The organism is Clostridium psychrophilum, assembly GCF_018861705.1.
Taxonomy (GTDB): Bacteria; Bacillota; Clostridia; order Clostridiales; family Clostridiaceae; genus Clostridium_AD; species Clostridium_AD psychrophilum.
Map to the genome: position 1 here is coordinate 23663 of NZ_JAHLEC010000027.1, position 17264 is coordinate 40926.

Consider the following 17264-nt stretch of genomic DNA (forward strand, 5'->3'; position numbering starts at 1 on the left):
ACATCCCTTAATGTTTTATTTTAAAAAATCAGTTGAGTAACGGTACTACTGATTTAATAATTTCTCCATTTACATTTATACTAATTATTTTTACATTTACACCATAAGCAGATTTAAGATTGTCTTCGGTAATAACGTCATCTACATTTCCAACAATAAATTTATCATTTTTTTGCATTAATGCAGCTTTAGTAGAACAAAGGAATGCATGGTCAGGAAAATGTGATGTCATAATTATCCCAAAACCTTTACTCGCAAGATTATTTATCTGTTGTAAAACTCTAATCTGATTTCCAAAATCCAAATTTGAAGTTGGTTCATCCATAACCATTATTTGGGCTTGCTGGGCAAGAGATCTGGCAATTAAGACCATTTGCCTTTCACCACCACTTATTTCCGTATATATACGATTCTTTAAATATGAAATATTTAATGTATCAATTGCTTGTTCTGCAATTTCTTTATCCTTTTTTGATGGAGAGGCAAACATATCTAAATGCGCAGTTCTCCCCATTAATACTACATCAAATACAATAAATGGGAAGGGTGGTGTATGTTCCTGTGGAACATAACTAATTGCTTTTGCCAAACGTTTTTTTGACCAAGTTCTAATGTTCTCTTTGTCTAATAAAATTTCTCCACTTTGAAGCTTCAAAAATCCTAATATTGTTCTAAATAACGTAGTTTTTCCCACCCCATTTGGACCTAGGATACACAGTATTTCCCCCGATTTTACACTAACAGATATATCCTTAATAATATTTTTAGTACCATAACCACAGGAAGCATTTTGAATAATAAGTTCCATATGAAGAACTTCACATCCTCTTTTTTTATTTAAAGTTAAGTAGAATATACAACAAAAGATTTACTATTTCACTTTTGGTTTTACATCCAGCCTCTCTTGCCCTTTAGTAGCAAATATATAAAGACTGGGGCACCAATCATGGCAGTTAATATTCCTAGTGGAATTTCCATTGCAAACATACATCTTGCTACATCATCAACTCCTAGCATGAAAATGCCTCCAACGAGTAATGAAGCAGGTAAAAGAACTTTGTAATTAGGACCTACAATCATTCGTGCTAGATGAGGGATTACTAGTCCTACCCATCCTATCATTCCACAAATAGATACTGTACTGGCAGTAAGTAATGTAGCACAAATTATTGTAATCGTTCGCACTTTATTTGTATCAATGCCCATTGACTGTGCTTCTTCATCACCAAATGAAAGCACATTAAGTTTCCATCTTACAAGCATTAGTGGTATAAGTCCCAGTAACATTGGAATAAGAATAATTTTGATATCATTCATCGTAATTGAGGATAATCCACCCATAAGCCAAAATGTAATAGCCGGTAATTTACTGTCAGGATCTGCTACATATTTAGTTAGTGATATAAAAGAAGTAAATAATGCTTGTACAACCATACCAGTAAGGATGAGCACCAATATAGGACTACTGCCTCGCCCAACAGCCTTGCTAATAAAATAAGTTAGTGCAACTGCGGCTAATCCAAAAGAAAATGATAAAAGTTGAATCCATATTGATCCTAATGAAAGTAAAATTGCAATTGCAGCGCCAAAACCTGCTCCTGCGGATGCACCTAATATATCAGATGATACCATTGGGTTTTTAAATAACCCTTGAAATGCTGCTCCTGATACAGAAAGTACTGAACCAACCAAAATTGCAGCAATAATTCTAGGAAGTCTTACATCAAATAATACTGCTTGAACTGTATTATTTGAAGCTCCATTTTGTGTAATTTTTAAGTAAAATGCATTTATAAGTTGATTAAATGAGATGGGATACCTCCCTAGTGTGAATGATATAATAAATGCGACAATCAATAAAACAATTAAAATAAAAATTATGGCATTTTGTGTGATTTTTTTTGATGGTTCATTTCCTATATACTCTTTTTTGATTGTTTCCGTGTTTTTATCATTACTCAAGTACAATACCCTCCTAATAACTATTAAATCATCTCCTGGGTCGTTGCAATATTAACAACTTTGGAAGCAAATTTAGACTGCCACTAAAGTAATTTTCCTAGTCTAGACAACTGCCACTTATAGAAGATGTTAGACTTGAAGCTTCCAAAATGTTGTTAAATCAAACGCAAATAGAACACCTTAAAAGAAGACGCTAAAATGCATTAATCTATCTCTTTTGCAAAAAAACAATATAACTTTTTAGATTATTTTTAATTGACATGCTACTTTAGTGAAAATTTGTTAATTGATTGTATTAACAAATATTATTATACACTAGTTTGTTAACTTATATAAATATACATTTATGAATAACCCCCTCTACTTTACAACGATTTTTTTATATTGTTGGAATTAATATCCACCATGTAACTACATACCATTTAGTAATCGAGCCTATATTTCTACAAACTCTTAATTTAGTTTATTTAAGCCTCTTTTTCCCATTTCTCTTATTAAAATACTTCTAGATATAGTTGTTACGTCTAAAACTTCTGTGCAACTGCTAGTTCTAAACATTTTTATGAAAATAACCATGTAGGATACATTTTACTGCGTTAAAAAGTTCATTTTTAGTCTAATCTTTTTTATAAGGAAGCTAAAAACCACTGTTCTTTCGGTACAGTTTACTTCACCATACTAATTTAACTAAATTAAAACATAAAAAAAAACCCGACTAAATTTAGTTGATGGTTTTACTGGTGGAGGCGAGGGGTGTCGAACCCCTATCCCCATAATACTAGGCTTCTTAGGCTTCTCTCAATATTTCATAATACAAAAGTCTACAACTAATACGGTTCCACGTAAAATGTTCTAATTTTATTCATATTAAATAGCCATTTTTAATTTAATTAAAATATAATTATCATCCATTTTCATTTAGTCTTTCCTATTTTGTCGTCAAACGGACGCTACAAACCCCATTTTCAGAAAAAAAGCCTACAAAAAGACTCTAGCATAAATTGCTAGAGTCCTTGATCTTGGCGGAGAAAGAGGGATTTGAACCCTCGGAACGGATTAACCCGTTCGCCTGTTTTCGAGGCAGGTACCATAGGCCACTCGGACATCTCTCCAAACATTAAGTTGCATTTTATATTATAACATATTTTTATTTTATTTAAAGTATATTTCTGTTTTTATTCAAATATTTTCTAAAACTTAATCTTGTAATAGTTATAAAATTGTTATTAAATTTATGTAACACACTACATAATAGAATAATCTACTATGATTGCTTTAATTCTGACTTTTATACGGCAATTATGAATAAATCTCAAAGTTGTGATTTATGTGGTACTAAACCAATAATTGCTACACTTGCTCAATATAATAATAATAATAATAATAAGAGAATCAGTTAAATTACTACTTATTCTCTTATTATGCGTTGCATCTATTCCAGTACACAAGTTAAATTGTCTTTCATAGCTCCATTTTTTAATATCTATTTAATTATTTCGATATCGTCTCCTGCTTTAATATACCCTTCTTCTAGTACTCTAGCAAATATACCCTCTCTTGGCATTATGCAATCACCAACAAGTTTCATAATTTCACAACCGGCATGACATTCCTTTCCTATCTGCGTTACCTCTAAAACCACCTCTCCAATTTTAAGCTTAGTTCCTATTGGAAGCTCAAACAAAACTATTCCTTCTGTAGTAATATTTTCAGCAAATTTCCCTGCACTTAATCCCTGTGCACCCTTTGCTTTCATTTTATCAATACTCTCAACTCCAAGAAAGCTAACCTGCCTATGCCACTTGCCCGCATGAGCATCTCCTTCTAGACCATAATTTGATTTAAAGAAACCTTTTTCGATAGGATGTTTTACTACACCTTTTTTCTCACTTATATTAACTGCGATAACCTTTGCCATCATAGCGCCTTCCTTTCAAATATCCCTGATTTTCCTCCACTTTTTCTTACAAGCATAATATTATTTATAACCATTTCTCTGTCTATTGCCTTACACATATCATATATAGTTAGTGCTGCTACAGATACCGCAGTAAGCGCTTCCATTTCAATGCCTGTCTTTCCAACAGTCCTTGTAGTTGCAGTAATATCAATTTTATTATTCTCTGAGTCAATTTTAAAACTTATATCACAAGCAGATATCATTATAGGATGACACATTGGTATTACCTGTGAAGTACTTTTTGCACCCATAATTCCTCCTACCTGAGCTACAGATAATACATCTCCTTTTGAAATAGATCCATTTTTTATTTTTTCTATAGTTTCCCTCTTCATTGAAATTGATCCAATAGCTATTGCTTCCCTTACTGTGTCATTCTTTTCAGATACATCAACCATTTTAGCTCTTCCTTGTTCATTTATATGTGTAAGTTGCATTATTTTATCCTCCTATTTGGTACATTGTCTTTTCGCTTCTACTAATTTTTTCTTCCTCAAGATGATGTTCAAGTGGTTTATTAAAAATTACTTGTTTTAATGCATTTGTAAGCATCTCTTCATTATTTAGGTATTGCCTAAGGTTTATTTCTTCTTTTGAATGAAGGCAGGGTTTAATTGTTCCTGTTGATGTAAGTCGTATTTTATTGCAATCTGAACAAAACTTATGACTTACTGGGCTAATAAATCCGATCTTTCCTTTCGCTCCAGGTAGCTTGTACAACTGAGCAGTGCTACTCTTTTCATCTTCTATTTTAATTAGCTCAGGATGATTCTTTAGCATTTCCATAAAACTCAATTTGCTTTTATCATAAATTTTTATACCCTCACCTATAGGCATTAGTTCAATAAATCTTATCTCCACTGGCATTTCCCTAGTTAAATCTAAAAAATCATCAAACTCTGTATCATTAAACCCTCGCATTAATACAGTATTAATTTTTACAGGCTTTAACCCAATTATAATACATCTATCTATACTTTCAATTACCTTATCTAAATTTCCTAATCTTGTTATATTTTTAAACTTCACAGGATCTAACGTATCAAGGCTAACGTTAACTCTTTTAAGTCCGGCTTTTTTTAAATCACTTGCCATGTCCGCAAGTAAAATGCCATTTGTAGTTATAGCAATATCATTTATACCTTGTAGTTTTGAAGTTTCATATATGAGTTTATCTATATCTGTCATTACAAGTGGCTCACCACCAGTGTATCTTATTTTGTTAATACCCAATGTTTCTGATATTCTTACTATTTTTAAGATTTCTTCAAATCGTAGGATATCAGTATGTTTTAAACTTTCTACGCCTAGTTCTGGCATGCAATATATGCATCTTAAATTACATCTATCAGTTACCGATATTCTTAAATAATTGATATTTCTCCCATGACTATCCCTCATAAGCCTACCTCCTAAAGTTCAATTATTTTACCTATATCTGTATAATCATAGCCACCAAGAGTGTCAAGTTCCTTTTTAAATTCATCACTTTTAATTACTTCTATAAATTCTTTTATCATATTCATGTCTATATATTCCTTAGGCACTGCAAAATCATAATTCTCATTTCCAAGTTTTATAAAATCTAGCCCCAATAATTTAGCTGCAGAATAAATTCCAAGACCACAATCTGCATCCCCCGCTGCAACTACTGCTGCAACAGCAATATGAGTAAATTCTTCTCTTTCATAGCCATGTATTTCTTTTGATTTGATATTGAATTTTTTTAGATTATAATCTAAAAATAGCCTTGTACCCGATCCTCTTTGTCTATTTACAAATCTTCTACCGCTTTTAACTATATCTAGTAAACATTTAATGTTTAAAGGATTCCCTTTAGTCACTATAATTCCCTGAATTCTTTTAACACCTTTAATTAATACCATGGAAGTCTCAGGTAAATACTTTTTAAGATAAGAAATATTATAACTGCCATCATCCATATCCAACAAATGAATAGGTGATATATGGGTCTCTTTTCCAATCAGTGCCATTATTCCTCCCATACTTCCAACGTGAGCAGAAGAGAGAAAATACCTGCTATTTTTTTTATGATAAAGATCCGATGCTATGTCAACTATTGGATCATGACTCCCAATACATACTAAAGTATTTTTAATTTCATCAAGGTTTCTTAAAAGTTTAACACTCACAACAGTTTTAGCTTCATATCCTTCAATATTTTGTGGAATTTCGAGTACCCCATCTGCTAGAACCAAAGACATTGTTGTTCCAGCTCCACGGCCTATTGGTGTTGCAATGTACCTTCCTGATACAAATCCAATCTTAACCCTTACAAATTCTAAATATTTTAAGGTGGACATTATACGCCTAGTAAGTGTAACCTCAATGCTCACAAACTCTTCTTTATTTATTCCTGCATAAGCATGGACTATTTTCTTACATATATTTTCCATAACAAAATAAGCAGATACTGGAAATCCTGGTATACCCATTACAGGTTTTCCATCAATACTTCCAAGAATAACTGGCTTACCTGGCTTAATAGATACTCCATGTACACAAACTTCACCTAATTCCTCTATTACATCACAAGTGAAATCTTCCCTACCTGCTGAAGAACCTGCATTAACAAGTACAATATCACATTGCTGGGTTGCTTTTTTTATGGCATCTTTAATAAGTGAATAATCATCGGCTACAATATCAAATCTTATGGGCACTCCACCCCATTCCTTGACCTGAGCTGAAAATACTCTTGAATTGAACTCAATAATGTCACCAATTTTAAGTTTCCCACCTGGCTCTACCATCTCAGTTCCAGTTGGAATTATTCCGACCACCGGCCTTTTATAAACATCAATCTTGTTTACTCCGCCTGCAATTATCGCTCCTATGTCAGCAGGCCTTATTACATGATTCGTTGGAATAATAAGTTGTGTTTCAACAATATCCTCTCCAATAGGTCTAATATTTTGCCAAGGGGTAGCACTTTTATAAATAGATATTTTTCCCTTTTCTAAATTTATTAAATCCTCTATCATAATTACACAATCATATTCTTTAGGTATTGGATCTCCAGTATCCACTACTACGTAATCAATCTTTTCCTGCAGTTCTATGTGACTCCGATCTGTTGCTCCATATGTTTTCGTACTCATTGTTGCAATACCATCCATAGCTGAACTATTGTAAAATGGGGAGGATATTTTTGCAAAAATTGGTGAGTATGATACTCTACCTGCCGAATCCCAAGTAATCACATTTTCCTTTTCACCTTTAATATTTGATAACTTATTAAAGTATATTTTAACCGCTTCATTTAAATCCATATTAGATAAAAAGACTTCTTGAGCCAATATTCTCATCCCCTTTGTATTTATATTAAGGCATCATTAAAAATATAACTAATTAGTATAGTAGTCTATTTTGCCCTTATGTCCTATTTTTTCTTATAATTTGTAGACTTCAACTGTTTGATTTTCCTTTAAACCTTCAACATTTTTTTCTATTATAATATATCCAAACGCCTTTGAAAAGGCTGTAATAATTCCTGATTTACCAAACACAGGTTTTGCAACAACTAAACCATCTATTGTTTCAAGTTCTACAGGTAAATATTCTTCTCGTCCCTTAGCCTTGTGATAATTAATGCTCATTACAGCATTTATTCCATAATTTTTTTCATTTTGAGACATTAAACTATATATATAATTTCGTACAAGAATTTTATATATAACGGAGCATGCAAGTGGATGTCCTGGAAGACCAAATATTATTTTTCCATTATGCTTTCCTATTATAGTTGGTTTCCCAGGTTTTACTGCTATACCATGTATTAAAACCTCTCCATCATCGAACGAAGCTATAACCTTTAAGGTATGGTCTTTAGTCCCAACAGAACTTCCTCCTGAAATCAGTACCAAATCACATTCATTAAATGCTTTATTAGTTACACTCTTTAAAAGTTCATAATCATCCTTAATAATTCCATAACTTACTGGCTCGAATCCATCCTCAACAACCAGAGACCAAATTAGGTAAGTGTTTATATCCCGTACCTCCCCTAAACTTGGTTTTTCATTACAAGTTACTACTTCATCACCAGTTGAAATAATGCCAACCTTAGGTCTTTTATAAACCATTAAATCTGAAACACCAATGCTTGCTAGAACACCAATTTCATAGGGTCTAAGCTTGTCTCCCCCTTTTATAACAGTATCCTGAGCCTTGATATCTTCTCCTACTTGTATTACATTATCACCTTTGGCCACAGGTGAATATATAAGCACTGTATTTTTGTCCAAATTATTACTGTATTCAACCATTACAACGCTATCTGCACTTTTAGGAAGCATCCCGCCTGTAGGCACGTATAAACATTCTCCACATTCAATATCTGCTGGAGGAACCTTTCCCATCAACACCTCACCTTTTAACTCTATTATAGAAGGCATTGCCTCGCTAGCTCCAGACACATCTCTTGATATAACTGCGAACCCATCTACTGTGGATCTTTTGAATTCTGGTATATTACAATCAGCTTTTATATCTTTAAAACTTATTCTAGAAACACTTTTCAAAATGTTAATTTTTTCATATCTTAACTTATAGTTAAAAGATTTATCTATTATTTGTTTGGCTTCTTCTACTGATACTACATTAAAAAGTTCCATTCTCATCCATCCTTTTGTCACTTTTTCTTTAACTATCACATGATTGCTATGTTCTAGCACATTCGCTATCTTTACCTGTAAGTATGGCAATCCCATGTGGAATTGAAGATAATATAAATTGAAGATTTTCTGTAGCTCCCTTTGGACTTCCAGGCAGATTAACAATCAAGGTTTTTTTGCGAATTCCTGCAATACCTCTTGAAAGCATAGCCATTGGGGTAATCGCAAGCGATTTCATTCTCATAGTTTCACCAATACCTGGTACATATCTCTCAATTACATTTTGTGTTGCCTCAGGAGTCACATCTCTTTGTGAAAAACCAGTTCCCCCATTAGTTAAAACCAAATCAACCTTAAGCTCATCACATAAATAAATTAATTCTGTTTCTATTTCTTTTTTTTCATCTGATATCATTTTATAGAAAGTTATAATAAAACCTTTGCCTTCTAGTTCTTTTCTTATGGCAGGGCCTGTCCCATCAGTTCTTTCCCCTTTAGATCCCTTGTCACTCATGGTTAATATCGCAGTTTTTATCATTTTCATCGCTCCCTTTTAAAGAATCTTCTGAATTTTAATTTTATATTTAGAACTTCATTTTCATTATACTCTTTATACCGCCCATCGCCTTTATATGCTATATAAATAATTTCTATATGAATTTCTAACAACGTTATTTTACCATATTTTCAATTCATATGGTATTAGATACCAATATATATCTATTATTTGCATCAATTTATTTTGTCTTTTTTACTTAATATGTATTTTTTGTTTGAAATTTTAAAATTTATTGATACAATTAGAATAACAAAAATAATTGAGGATAATGAGCTAGGAGGGATAAATCATGAATGTAATTACATATAAAAATTTACTACTCGAACTTGATAAGGGTAACAATTGTGTAATAATAACAAATTTAAATAATAATAATAATAATAATGTAACATCTCAGAACAAACTTCTTTATACCGATGGAAATCTAAGTGAGTTTAATTGCCAATCGGATTTAGATAAACTACTTTACCAAAAGTCAAAATATGCTTTAGAAACCGGTAATCTTCAATTTGTTAAAAAATCTGAGGATGAAACTTATTTAATTGAAGCATATTTTCCTGAACCACGATTAATAATTTTAGGTGGTGGGCACATTGCTAAACCCTTAGCTGAATTTGCCTCAAAAACAGGATTTTCGGTTACAGTTATCGATGATAGACCATCATTCGCAAATAGTGAACGATTCCCTACTGCACGAAAAGTAATTTGCGAGAGTTTCGATAACTGTTTTGATTTTATAAATTTAAATAAATCTGCCTATGTTGTTATTGTAACTCGAGGTCATCGCCATGATATGGACTGTCTTAGACAGGTTTTAAAACATAACACTGCCTATGTCGGAATGATTGGTTCAAAACGCCGTGTTAAAATTGTTATGCAGCAAATGCTAGACGATGGGTATGCTAAGGAAAAGTTAAACGCAGTTAATGCACCTATAGGTCTTAAAATAGGTGCCGTTACACCTGATGAAATAGCGCTTTCTATTATATCACAGGTAATTAGCTACAGAAGACTTGGCAATGTAACCACCTCTGTTACTAATCCTATTAAAACCAATTGGCCAGAATTTGATCATGATGTATTAAATGAATTATGTAAAGAAGAAATTTCTCCAAGAGCACTTATTACGATTATTTCTACTAAAGGCTCAGTTCCAAGAAATGCTGGAGCTAAAATGATTATATGGCCATTTGGAAAGATCTTAGGTAGTATCGGCGGAGGGTGTAGTGAAGGTGAAATAATTAATACCGCCCGTAATTTAATTAAGGATGGTGGATACAAACTTCAAAGCATAGACATGACCGGTACCATTGCGGAAGATGAAGGCATGGTATGTGGAGGCATTATGAACGTTATAATAGAGACTTTTTGAGAATAGAACGCATCATTGCTACCAGCGGCATGCAGATTGCTCAATACGTTTAATCCCAATAATCTCCACATCAGAACTATTTCCCATAAAAATAGTTCTTGGTAATTTACCGAACATTAAACTTTTAAGAACATTGACTAGGATTTTACACAAACTGTTTTTTCTTGATAATTACACATAAAACCATTATAATATCTGTAAACGCTTTATATGAATATGTCTATGTTTTTTCTGGAGGTGTAACCATGTATAATGATATTGTTATGGATCATTTTTCTGATCCAAGAAATGTTGGAGAAATGCCTGATGCAGATGCTATCGGAGAAGTTGGAAACCTAGTAGACGGTGACAAAATAAAAATTTTCATTAAGGTAAAAAACAACCTATTGATAGATATTAAGTTTAAAACCTTTGGATGTGGCGCAGCAATTGCGGCAAGTAGCATGGTTACATTACTGGCAATTAATAAAACACTTACTGATGCCTTAAATATTAAAAATAAAGATGTTTCAAATGCTCTAGGCGGATTGCCTAAGGAAAAGTTGCTTTGTTCAAATATAGCGGCAGATGCATTACACAATGCAATAAAAAATTATTTATCATCTCAAAAATAAATTATATTTATTTTTTAAAGAGAGGAAGTCTTATTTTAATGATTTTATCTAAAAATCAAATTAATAGATATTTAAGACATATAATAATTCCTGAAATAAGTGGACCAGGTCAAAAAAAAATATTAGAGTCAAAAATTTATTTATATTCATCTACAGTACTAGAGGCCTCATCCCTTATATATTATCTTGCTGCCTCTGGAATAGGATACATTTTCTGCTCTTTTAAAGATGACCAGGGCTTTGATGAGTTATATAATAATATAAAAGATTTAAATGAAGATGTAGTTGTTACACTAACTGATAAAAAAATACCAATAGTTCGCGGTAACTCACTTTCTATTGAAGGTTTTGAAATTAGAATATTAATTAGTAACTATGAGGACCTCCAAAGTATGTTGATGCGTTTTGCTAGTAGTCAGACTCCTTCTAAATTCATTCCTACAATACTAGCAATTAATGGTGGATGGAAGGGAATTCTTCAAACATTTTGTAATGAGGTGGATTTTAATTCTTTAATTTCAAATTCCTTAACCTTGGACTCAAATCCCCTCCGAAATAAAGCTTATGCTAAAGAAGGTAATATTCTTTCTCATAACCTTCTTGGAGCACTCACTACAGTTGAATGTGTAAAACTTTGTTTAAATATTGGGACGATATTAGATAAACCTTTATGTTTTGATCTTCTACCAATGAAATTCTACAAATTGGATACTAAGGTCATAAATTCAACAATAATTGATTTTTTTAAAGATAATTACTCTGAGAATCATTTATCTTCATATTTAAAAGAAACTAATAATACTAAAAATCTATCAGATAGTAAAGTATTAATTGTAGGTACCGGAGGACTTGGGTCTCCTGTAGCATTTGCTTTAGCCTGTTTAGGAATTGGAACAATCGGTCTTGTTGATTATGATAAAGTAGAAATTAGTAACCTTAATCGTCAAATACTTCATTCTGCTTCTAGAATTAATATGCCAAAGGTGGACTCAGCAAAAGTTTTCATAAAAAATATTAATCCAGATGTGAATGTTGTAACTTACAATACTGACCTCAATATTAACAATTCTAAAGACATAATTAAAGATTATGATGTTATTATAGATGGCGTTGATAATTTTCCAGCTCGGTATCTTCTAAATGACACATGTTTCTTTTTAAATAAACCGCTTGTTGATGCTGCCGCTGTAAAGCTTCATGGATTAATTATGACAATATTACCAAATGAAGGCCCATGTTATCGTTGTGTTTTCCCCGTTAAACCAGAACAAAATAATGTTATGCGTTGCTCTGAAGCAGGTGTCTTAGGACCGGTACCTGGAGTAATGGGCTTTATTCAAGCAGCTGAAGTTGTAAAACTACTTATGAAAGTTGGCGAAACTTTATATAATCGAATAATCTACTATGATGCCTTAGATTCCGACTTTGATTATATTAACACTAATAAATCACCTAAATGTAATTTATGCGGCACTCACCCAACAATTAATACTCCAGTCGAATATACTAACTCATGTAAATTATAAAAGATAAGGGAATCAGCTAAATTTTTCACTGATTCCCTTATCTAATATAATGTTTAAGCAGGAATTTCAATTTTCTAAACTTCCATTTTGTTACACTTGTCATGCGACGTTTTTTCGTATGTTTCCATAAACTTATGCCTCCACTATTACTTCATCTCCGGCTTTAATATAGCCCTCTTCAAGCACTATAGCAAATATGCCTTCTCTTGGCATTATACATTCACCAACGAGTTTCATAATTTCACAGCCTTTATGACATTCTTTTCCTATCTGCGTTACCTCGAAAAGTACCTCTCCTACTCTAAGTTTAGTTCCAATTGGAAGTTCAAACAAAACTATTCCCTCAGTAGTAATATTTTCAACAAACTTTCCAGAGCACAAACCTTCTACTCCAGTAGCTCTCATTTTTTCAATACTTTCTTCCCCAAAAAAACTCACTTGCCTATTCCCATTTCCTGCATGTGCATCTCCCTCAAGTCCATGATTAATCTTAAAAAAGCCTTTTTCTATAGGGTGTTTTATCACACCTTTTTTCTCACTTATATTTACAGCATTAACCTTTGCCATTACAATTCCTTCCTTTCAAATATTCCTGATAGTTCTGATGTTTTATAAATAAGTTTGTCTATATCTTTCATTACTTTAATATTTCTTCAAAACGTAAAATATCATCGTATTCCTTACTAATAATCCCTTGCTCTGGCATACAATATTGGAATCTTAAATTACATCTGTCAGTTACTGATACCCTTAAGTAATTGATTTTTCTTCCATAACTATCTCCCATATAACCCTCCTCTAAAGTAGAATTATTTTCCCTATTTCAGTATAATCATAGCCACAAAGTATATCAAGCTCGTTTTTAAATTCCTCCGACTTAATTACATTAATGAATTCTGTTATCATTTCCATATTTATAAATTCCTTAGATACAGCAAAATCATATTCCTCATTCCCAAGTTCTACGAAATCAAGGTTCATTAACTTAGCTGCTGAATAAACTCCTAGCCCACAATCTGCATCTCCTGCTGCAACTACTGCCGCAACTGCAATATGTGTAAATTCTTCTCTTTCATACCCAGATATACTTTGTGAATTAATATTAAGTTTTTTTAAGTTATAATCTAAAAATAACCTGGTGCCCGAACCTCTTTGTCTATTAACAAATTTTCCAATTTCTTGTTTTTACAGTATTTACTATTGTTAATGTTATTCTGGTAATTTATTCTCACTTAAAAATTTTCTTGTAACTACTTCCCGGTTTGTACAAACTTAAACAATTTAATAAAAACAAAATGCGTTAGTCAGATAAAATTAATTTTATCTGACTAACGCATTAATACTATATTGATATATTACATACCTTTAAATCACATTTCAAAATAAAAATAAGCTTTAAAGTTGTCTTACTATTACAGAAACTCCATCAGGTATTACTGTTATTGTTGCCTCTTTACCCTTTATCTCAAAAGCTTTTTTAAGTGCCTCTTCAAATGTAAATGCATGTTGCATATGCATTTTCTTTATCATTTCAGGATCACACAAATCTGAAACAAGAATTACAGTAAACTTATCAAGTATTCGTGCAAGTATCTGGAATTCCCATTGGTCTGGTGCCGTTTCATTTCTTCCTACTTTAATTACCTTATCAAGAACCTCTCTTGGGCTACTTGCATTTGCTATATTGTCATAGAATGACTGACCACCATGTCCATCATTACAAGCAGACACCATGATTATAACTCCTCCATCCTTGCAAGTTGCTTCAGCTGCCGTCATACCTTTTACAGACTGATATAGGTTTTGGTCTAGAGGGTAGCCTCCATTAGTCGATATAGCAATATCTGCTTTAACAGCTTTTACAGATGCAAGTTCCATTACAAATTTACACCCCTCAACATGTGCAAGCTCACTATCTCCTGCAAATGCACTTATTATCTTTTTCTCGCTGTCAATAACAACATTTAGTATAAATGCAAGTTTTGCCTCTTTTGCAGCATATAACATATCTATATGAATTGGGTTATTTTTAATAACTCCAGAGCGAGCGAACTCGCTTGCTATAAATTCAGAACAATGATTGGCCATAACTGTCTTTGCTGACGCCACTCCAGGAAGAATGCTTTTGCGACCTCCAGAAAATCCTGCAAAGAAATGTGGTTCTATAAATCCTTCTGCTATTAATAGCTCTGCTTCCATCGCAATCTTATTAAGCAATAATTCTCCACCAGATGGAAGAGTTCCAACATGTACAACAGAATTATAGTCAGTTGATACATGAATTACTATCTTTTCATTATCTACAATTTCTTGTCCAAATTTATTAATCATCTCTTCAGTTGTAGTTGGTCTATGAAATCCAGTTGCAATTAATATTGTTATATCAATTTTAGGATTAATCGCTCTAATTCTCTTAAGAAGTATTGGCATTGTAATTTTACTTGGTACAGGTCTTGTATGATCACTAGTTATTATTACTATGTTTTTCTTGTTTTTAACTAGCTCTTCTAGTTTTACACTTCCAATAGGATTATCAAGTGCTTTGTTTACAATATCCTGCTGAGTGCTTTTTACTTTGAAATCATGAGCCTTTGATTCTAATATCGCCAACAAATTTTTTTCAGGTAGTTCAATTTCCAAAAACCTTTTTGAATATGGTATTTTGACTTTTGTCATTTATATCCCTCCCTACATTGTAAAAAAGCTTGCTCCAAAATAAGTAATTAACCCTAAGATTACTACATATGCTAGGCAAAATTTTAAAGTTGCCTTTAATATCTTACCTTCTGCTCCTACAAGTCCTGTAGCTGCTGTAGCAACCGCAATACTTTGAGGAGAAATCATTTTACCAGCAGTAGCACCACCAGTATTAGCAGCTGCTAACCAGTAAGGACTCATATGCAAATTTCTTGCTACTTCAACCTGCAACGGTCCGAACAATACATTTGCAGAGGTATCACTACCAGTTACAAAGGTACCTAGAGCACCTATAATTGGTGCAAATAATGGATAAAAGCTTCCTGTTACTGCAACAAGTACAACTGCAATGGATGTTATCATTCCACTATGGCTCATTACCTTTGCAAGAGATACAATAGCAACTATAGTAATTGCGGTTTTACTCATTTGTTTACAAGTGTCTAGAAATACTTTCATAATATCTTTAGCTTTAGCTCCCTGAACAAGTCCACCTATAAATGTTGCTATAAATATAAGTGTACCTGGATTTACAATCCATGCAAAGGTACTAAGTGCTGCATGTGGACCATTATATATCATAAATGATGATTTTAAAGTTGATAATGGTTTATTGATTGCTGGAACTAAAGAACTTGTTATTAAAATTAAAGTTAAGATTAAAATAAATGGAACCCATGCTATAAATGCTTTGTGTAAAGATATTTTAACCTTATCTGTAGCTGCAGTTTTTTTGTAGAATACTTTAGCTATTGTAACTGTTACAATGATACATATTATTGAACCTATTAATGCTGGAAGTTCAGCACCCATAGTTTTTGCTACTAAAAGTTCTGGTATTGCAAAAGATAGTCCTGAAGCAAGACAAATTAGAACTACTCCCTTTATGGCCTTTAAACTTTTACCTGTCAGCATTACCAGTATTAATGGTAAAATTACGATTAATACAAATAATTGAAGTCCAACTGCATAACTTAAAGTAACTGGATTAATTCCTGCAACTTTTGCAAGAGTAGTTACAGGTAAACCTATTGCTCCAAAAGCTGTTGGCGTTGTATTTGCTATAAGACATATTATTGCTGCAAATATAGGATCAAAACCAAGTGCGGCTAAAATACTTGCAGGTATTGCAACTGCTGTACCGAAACCTGCAATTGCTTCAAGAAATCCACCGAATCCCCAAGCAACAATTAAAACAAGTATTCTTCTATCAGTTGTTATTCCTGTCATCATATCCTTTATTACATCCATGCTTTTTGTATAAATAGATAAATTGTAGGTAAACACTGCTGCTATTATTACAGCAATTATTGGCCATATTGCCATTGTTGCACCCTCAAGAGTTGCTGTAAGTGCTTGATCTATTGGCATTTTCCAAACTAAAACTGCAAGTATTATTGTAATTACAAGTGTAATTGAACATGTTTTATGTCCTGGCATTTTTAATACACCTAGGGACACCATTAACCATACTATAGGGATAAGTGCTATGAAAAATAATAAATAAGTATTCATGTTGTATTCTCTCCTTTACTTAGTAATATTATTAGCAATTTTAAATCGTTTACATAAAGGCATTATAATATCGCCAACATCTCTAAAAGACATTGGGGTTATATCCGTTTTATTCACAAACCTTTCCTGGATCTAATATATTTTCAGAATCAAATGCTAATTTTATGTTTTTCACAAGAAATACACATACTGGACCTAATTGTTTTAGAATATAAGCTTTATTAGCATACCTTAAACATTTTACAACCTACATTAACTTCGATTTTTTATAATTGTATTCGATCGCACCAAAAGGGAAAATTTTATTAATTGTTTAACGTTTGTTTTATTTACTCGCCCTTAATGATAACTTAATTTACTCATGAATATTCCTCCTTCTTCATATAAACTAATATTTTCATATGTATTCCCCTCCTATATTT

15 protein-coding genes, 1 tRNA gene and 2 pseudogenes are annotated in these 17264 nt (G+C 32.3%); 3 read left to right on the forward strand and 15 right to left on the reverse strand.

Annotated features, from left to right (window positions below):
* Positions 1–28: 28 nt before the first annotated feature.
* From KPL38_RS08090 to KPL38_RS08130, 9 genes are all read right to left on the reverse strand, one after another.
* Complete coding sequence (locus KPL38_RS08090) at positions 29–808, reverse strand: ABC transporter ATP-binding protein (protein ID WP_216288642.1); 780 nt, start codon at positions 806–808, stop codon at positions 29–31.
* A gap of 80 nt (positions 809–888) precedes the next feature.
* Complete coding sequence (locus tag KPL38_RS08095; RefSeq protein ID WP_216288643.1) at positions 889–1962, reverse strand: FecCD family ABC transporter permease; 1074 nt, start codon at positions 1960–1962, stop codon at positions 889–891.
* Between the two features lie 1020 nt (positions 1963–2982).
* A tRNA-Ser gene (locus KPL38_RS08100) sits at positions 2983–3074 on the reverse strand.
* Positions 3075–3445: 371 nt separating this feature from the next.
* A complete protein-coding gene (locus tag KPL38_RS08105; protein ID WP_216288644.1) occupies positions 3446–3880 on the reverse strand; it encodes an MOSC domain-containing protein in 435 nt (144 codons plus the stop codon).
* A complete protein-coding gene (gene moaC / locus KPL38_RS08110) occupies positions 3880–4359 on the reverse strand; it encodes a cyclic pyranopterin monophosphate synthase MoaC (protein WP_216288645.1) in 480 nt (159 codons plus the stop codon). The genes KPL38_RS08105 and moaC overlap by 1 nt, the downstream gene beginning before the upstream one ends.
* Before the next feature lie 4 nt (positions 4360–4363).
* Positions 4364–5323 carry a GTP 3',8-cyclase MoaA gene (moaA, locus tag KPL38_RS08115; RefSeq protein ID WP_216288646.1) on the reverse strand — a complete coding sequence of 320 codons (960 nt, stop codon included), beginning with the start codon at positions 5321–5323 and terminating at the stop codon, positions 4364–4366.
* An 11-nt stretch (positions 5324–5334) separates the two neighbouring features.
* Complete coding sequence (locus tag KPL38_RS08120; protein WP_216288647.1) at positions 5335–7242, reverse strand: molybdopterin biosynthesis protein; 1908 nt, start codon at positions 7240–7242, stop codon at positions 5335–5337.
* Between the two features lie 93 nt (positions 7243–7335).
* The gene (locus KPL38_RS08125; protein ID WP_216288648.1) at positions 7336–8559 is read right to left on the reverse strand and encodes a molybdopterin molybdotransferase MoeA; all 1224 of its coding nucleotides are present in this window, start codon (positions 8557–8559) and stop codon (positions 7336–7338) included.
* Between the two features lie 46 nt (positions 8560–8605).
* Positions 8606–9097 (reverse strand): MogA/MoaB family molybdenum cofactor biosynthesis protein, encoded by a 492-nt coding sequence (locus KPL38_RS08130; protein WP_216288649.1) that lies wholly within the window; start codon positions 9095–9097, stop codon positions 8606–8608.
* Between the two features lie 310 nt (positions 9098–9407).
* On the opposite strand from KPL38_RS08130, the gene KPL38_RS08135 reads away from it, so the two are divergent.
* The 3 genes from KPL38_RS08135 (at position 9408) to KPL38_RS08145 (ending at position 12630) form a co-directional block, all read left to right on the forward strand.
* On the forward strand, positions 9408–10490 hold the full coding sequence (locus tag KPL38_RS08135; protein WP_216288650.1) for an XdhC family protein: 1083 nt from the start codon (positions 9408–9410) through the stop codon (positions 10488–10490).
* A 245-nt stretch (positions 10491–10735) separates the two neighbouring features.
* Positions 10736–11104: an iron-sulfur cluster assembly scaffold protein gene (locus KPL38_RS08140; RefSeq protein ID WP_216288651.1), complete on the forward strand. Its 369-nt coding sequence runs from the start codon at positions 10736–10738 to the stop codon at positions 11102–11104.
* A gap of 38 nt (positions 11105–11142) precedes the next feature.
* Positions 11143–12630: a HesA/MoeB/ThiF family protein gene (locus KPL38_RS08145; RefSeq protein WP_216288652.1), complete on the forward strand. Its 1488-nt coding sequence runs from the start codon at positions 11143–11145 to the stop codon at positions 12628–12630.
* 132 nt (positions 12631–12762) lie between these two features.
* Here the strand turns inward: KPL38_RS08145 and KPL38_RS08150 are convergent, their stop codons facing one another.
* From KPL38_RS08150 to KPL38_RS20005, 6 genes and pseudogenes are all read right to left on the reverse strand, one after another.
* A complete protein-coding gene (locus tag KPL38_RS08150) occupies positions 12763–13197 on the reverse strand; it encodes an MOSC domain-containing protein (protein ID WP_216288653.1) in 435 nt (144 codons plus the stop codon).
* Between the two features lie 20 nt (positions 13198–13217).
* Positions 13218–13417: pseudogene (locus tag KPL38_RS08155) on the reverse strand (GTP 3',8-cyclase MoaA); the annotation flags it as partial.
* Positions 13418–13428: 11 nt separating this feature from the next.
* A complete protein-coding gene (locus tag KPL38_RS08160) occupies positions 13429–13806 on the reverse strand; it encodes a substrate-binding domain-containing protein (RefSeq protein ID WP_216288657.1) in 378 nt (125 codons plus the stop codon).
* Positions 13807–14025: 219 nt separating this feature from the next.
* Entirely contained in the window at positions 14026–15306 is a 1281-nt protein-coding gene (gene larA, locus KPL38_RS08165) for a nickel-dependent lactate racemase (RefSeq protein WP_216288654.1), read from the reverse strand.
* A 12-nt stretch (positions 15307–15318) separates the two neighbouring features.
* The gene (locus tag KPL38_RS08170; protein ID WP_216288655.1) at positions 15319–16842 is read right to left on the reverse strand and encodes an L-lactate permease; all 1524 of its coding nucleotides are present in this window, start codon (positions 16840–16842) and stop codon (positions 15319–15321) included.
* Positions 16843–16951: 109 nt separating this feature from the next.
* Positions 16952–17056: pseudogene (locus KPL38_RS20005) on the reverse strand (hypothetical protein); the annotation flags it as partial.
* Positions 17057–17264: the final 208 nt, after the last annotated feature.

Excerpts from the sequence above, each read along its gene's own strand:
- KPL38_RS08090 (WP_216288642.1), bottom strand. The coding sequence starts at position 808 with ATGGAACTTATTATTCAAAATGCTTCCTGTGGTTATGGTACTAAAAAT.
- KPL38_RS08105 (WP_216288644.1), bottom strand. The coding sequence starts at position 3,880 with ATGGCAAAGGTTATCGCAGTTAATATAAGTGAGAAAAAAGGTGTAGTA.
- moaC (WP_216288645.1), bottom strand. The coding sequence starts at position 4,359 with ATGCAACTTACACATATAAATGAACAAGGAAGAGCTAAAATGGTTGAT.
- moaA (WP_216288646.1), bottom strand. The coding sequence starts at position 5,323 with ATGAGGGATAGTCATGGGAGAAATATCAATTATTTAAGAATATCGGTA.
- KPL38_RS08125 (WP_216288648.1), bottom strand. The coding sequence starts at position 8,559 with ATGGAACTTTTTAATGTAGTATCAGTAGAAGAAGCCAAACAAATAATA.
- KPL38_RS08130 (WP_216288649.1), bottom strand. The coding sequence starts at position 9,097 with ATGATAAAAACTGCGATATTAACCATGAGTGACAAGGGATCTAAAGGG.
- KPL38_RS08135 (WP_216288650.1), top strand. The coding sequence starts at position 9,408 with ATGAATGTAATTACATATAAAAATTTACTACTCGAACTTGATAAGGGT.
- KPL38_RS08140 (WP_216288651.1), top strand. The coding sequence starts at position 10,736 with ATGTATAATGATATTGTTATGGATCATTTTTCTGATCCAAGAAATGTT.
- KPL38_RS08145 (WP_216288652.1), top strand. The coding sequence starts at position 11,143 with ATGATTTTATCTAAAAATCAAATTAATAGATATTTAAGACATATAATA.
- KPL38_RS08150 (WP_216288653.1), bottom strand. The coding sequence starts at position 13,197 with ATGGCAAAGGTTAATGCTGTAAATATAAGTGAGAAAAAAGGTGTGATA.
- larA (WP_216288654.1), bottom strand. The coding sequence starts at position 15,306 with ATGACAAAAGTCAAAATACCATATTCAAAAAGGTTTTTGGAAATTGAA.
- KPL38_RS08170 (WP_216288655.1), bottom strand. The coding sequence starts at position 16,842 with ATGAATACTTATTTATTATTTTTCATAGCACTTATCCCTATAGTATGG.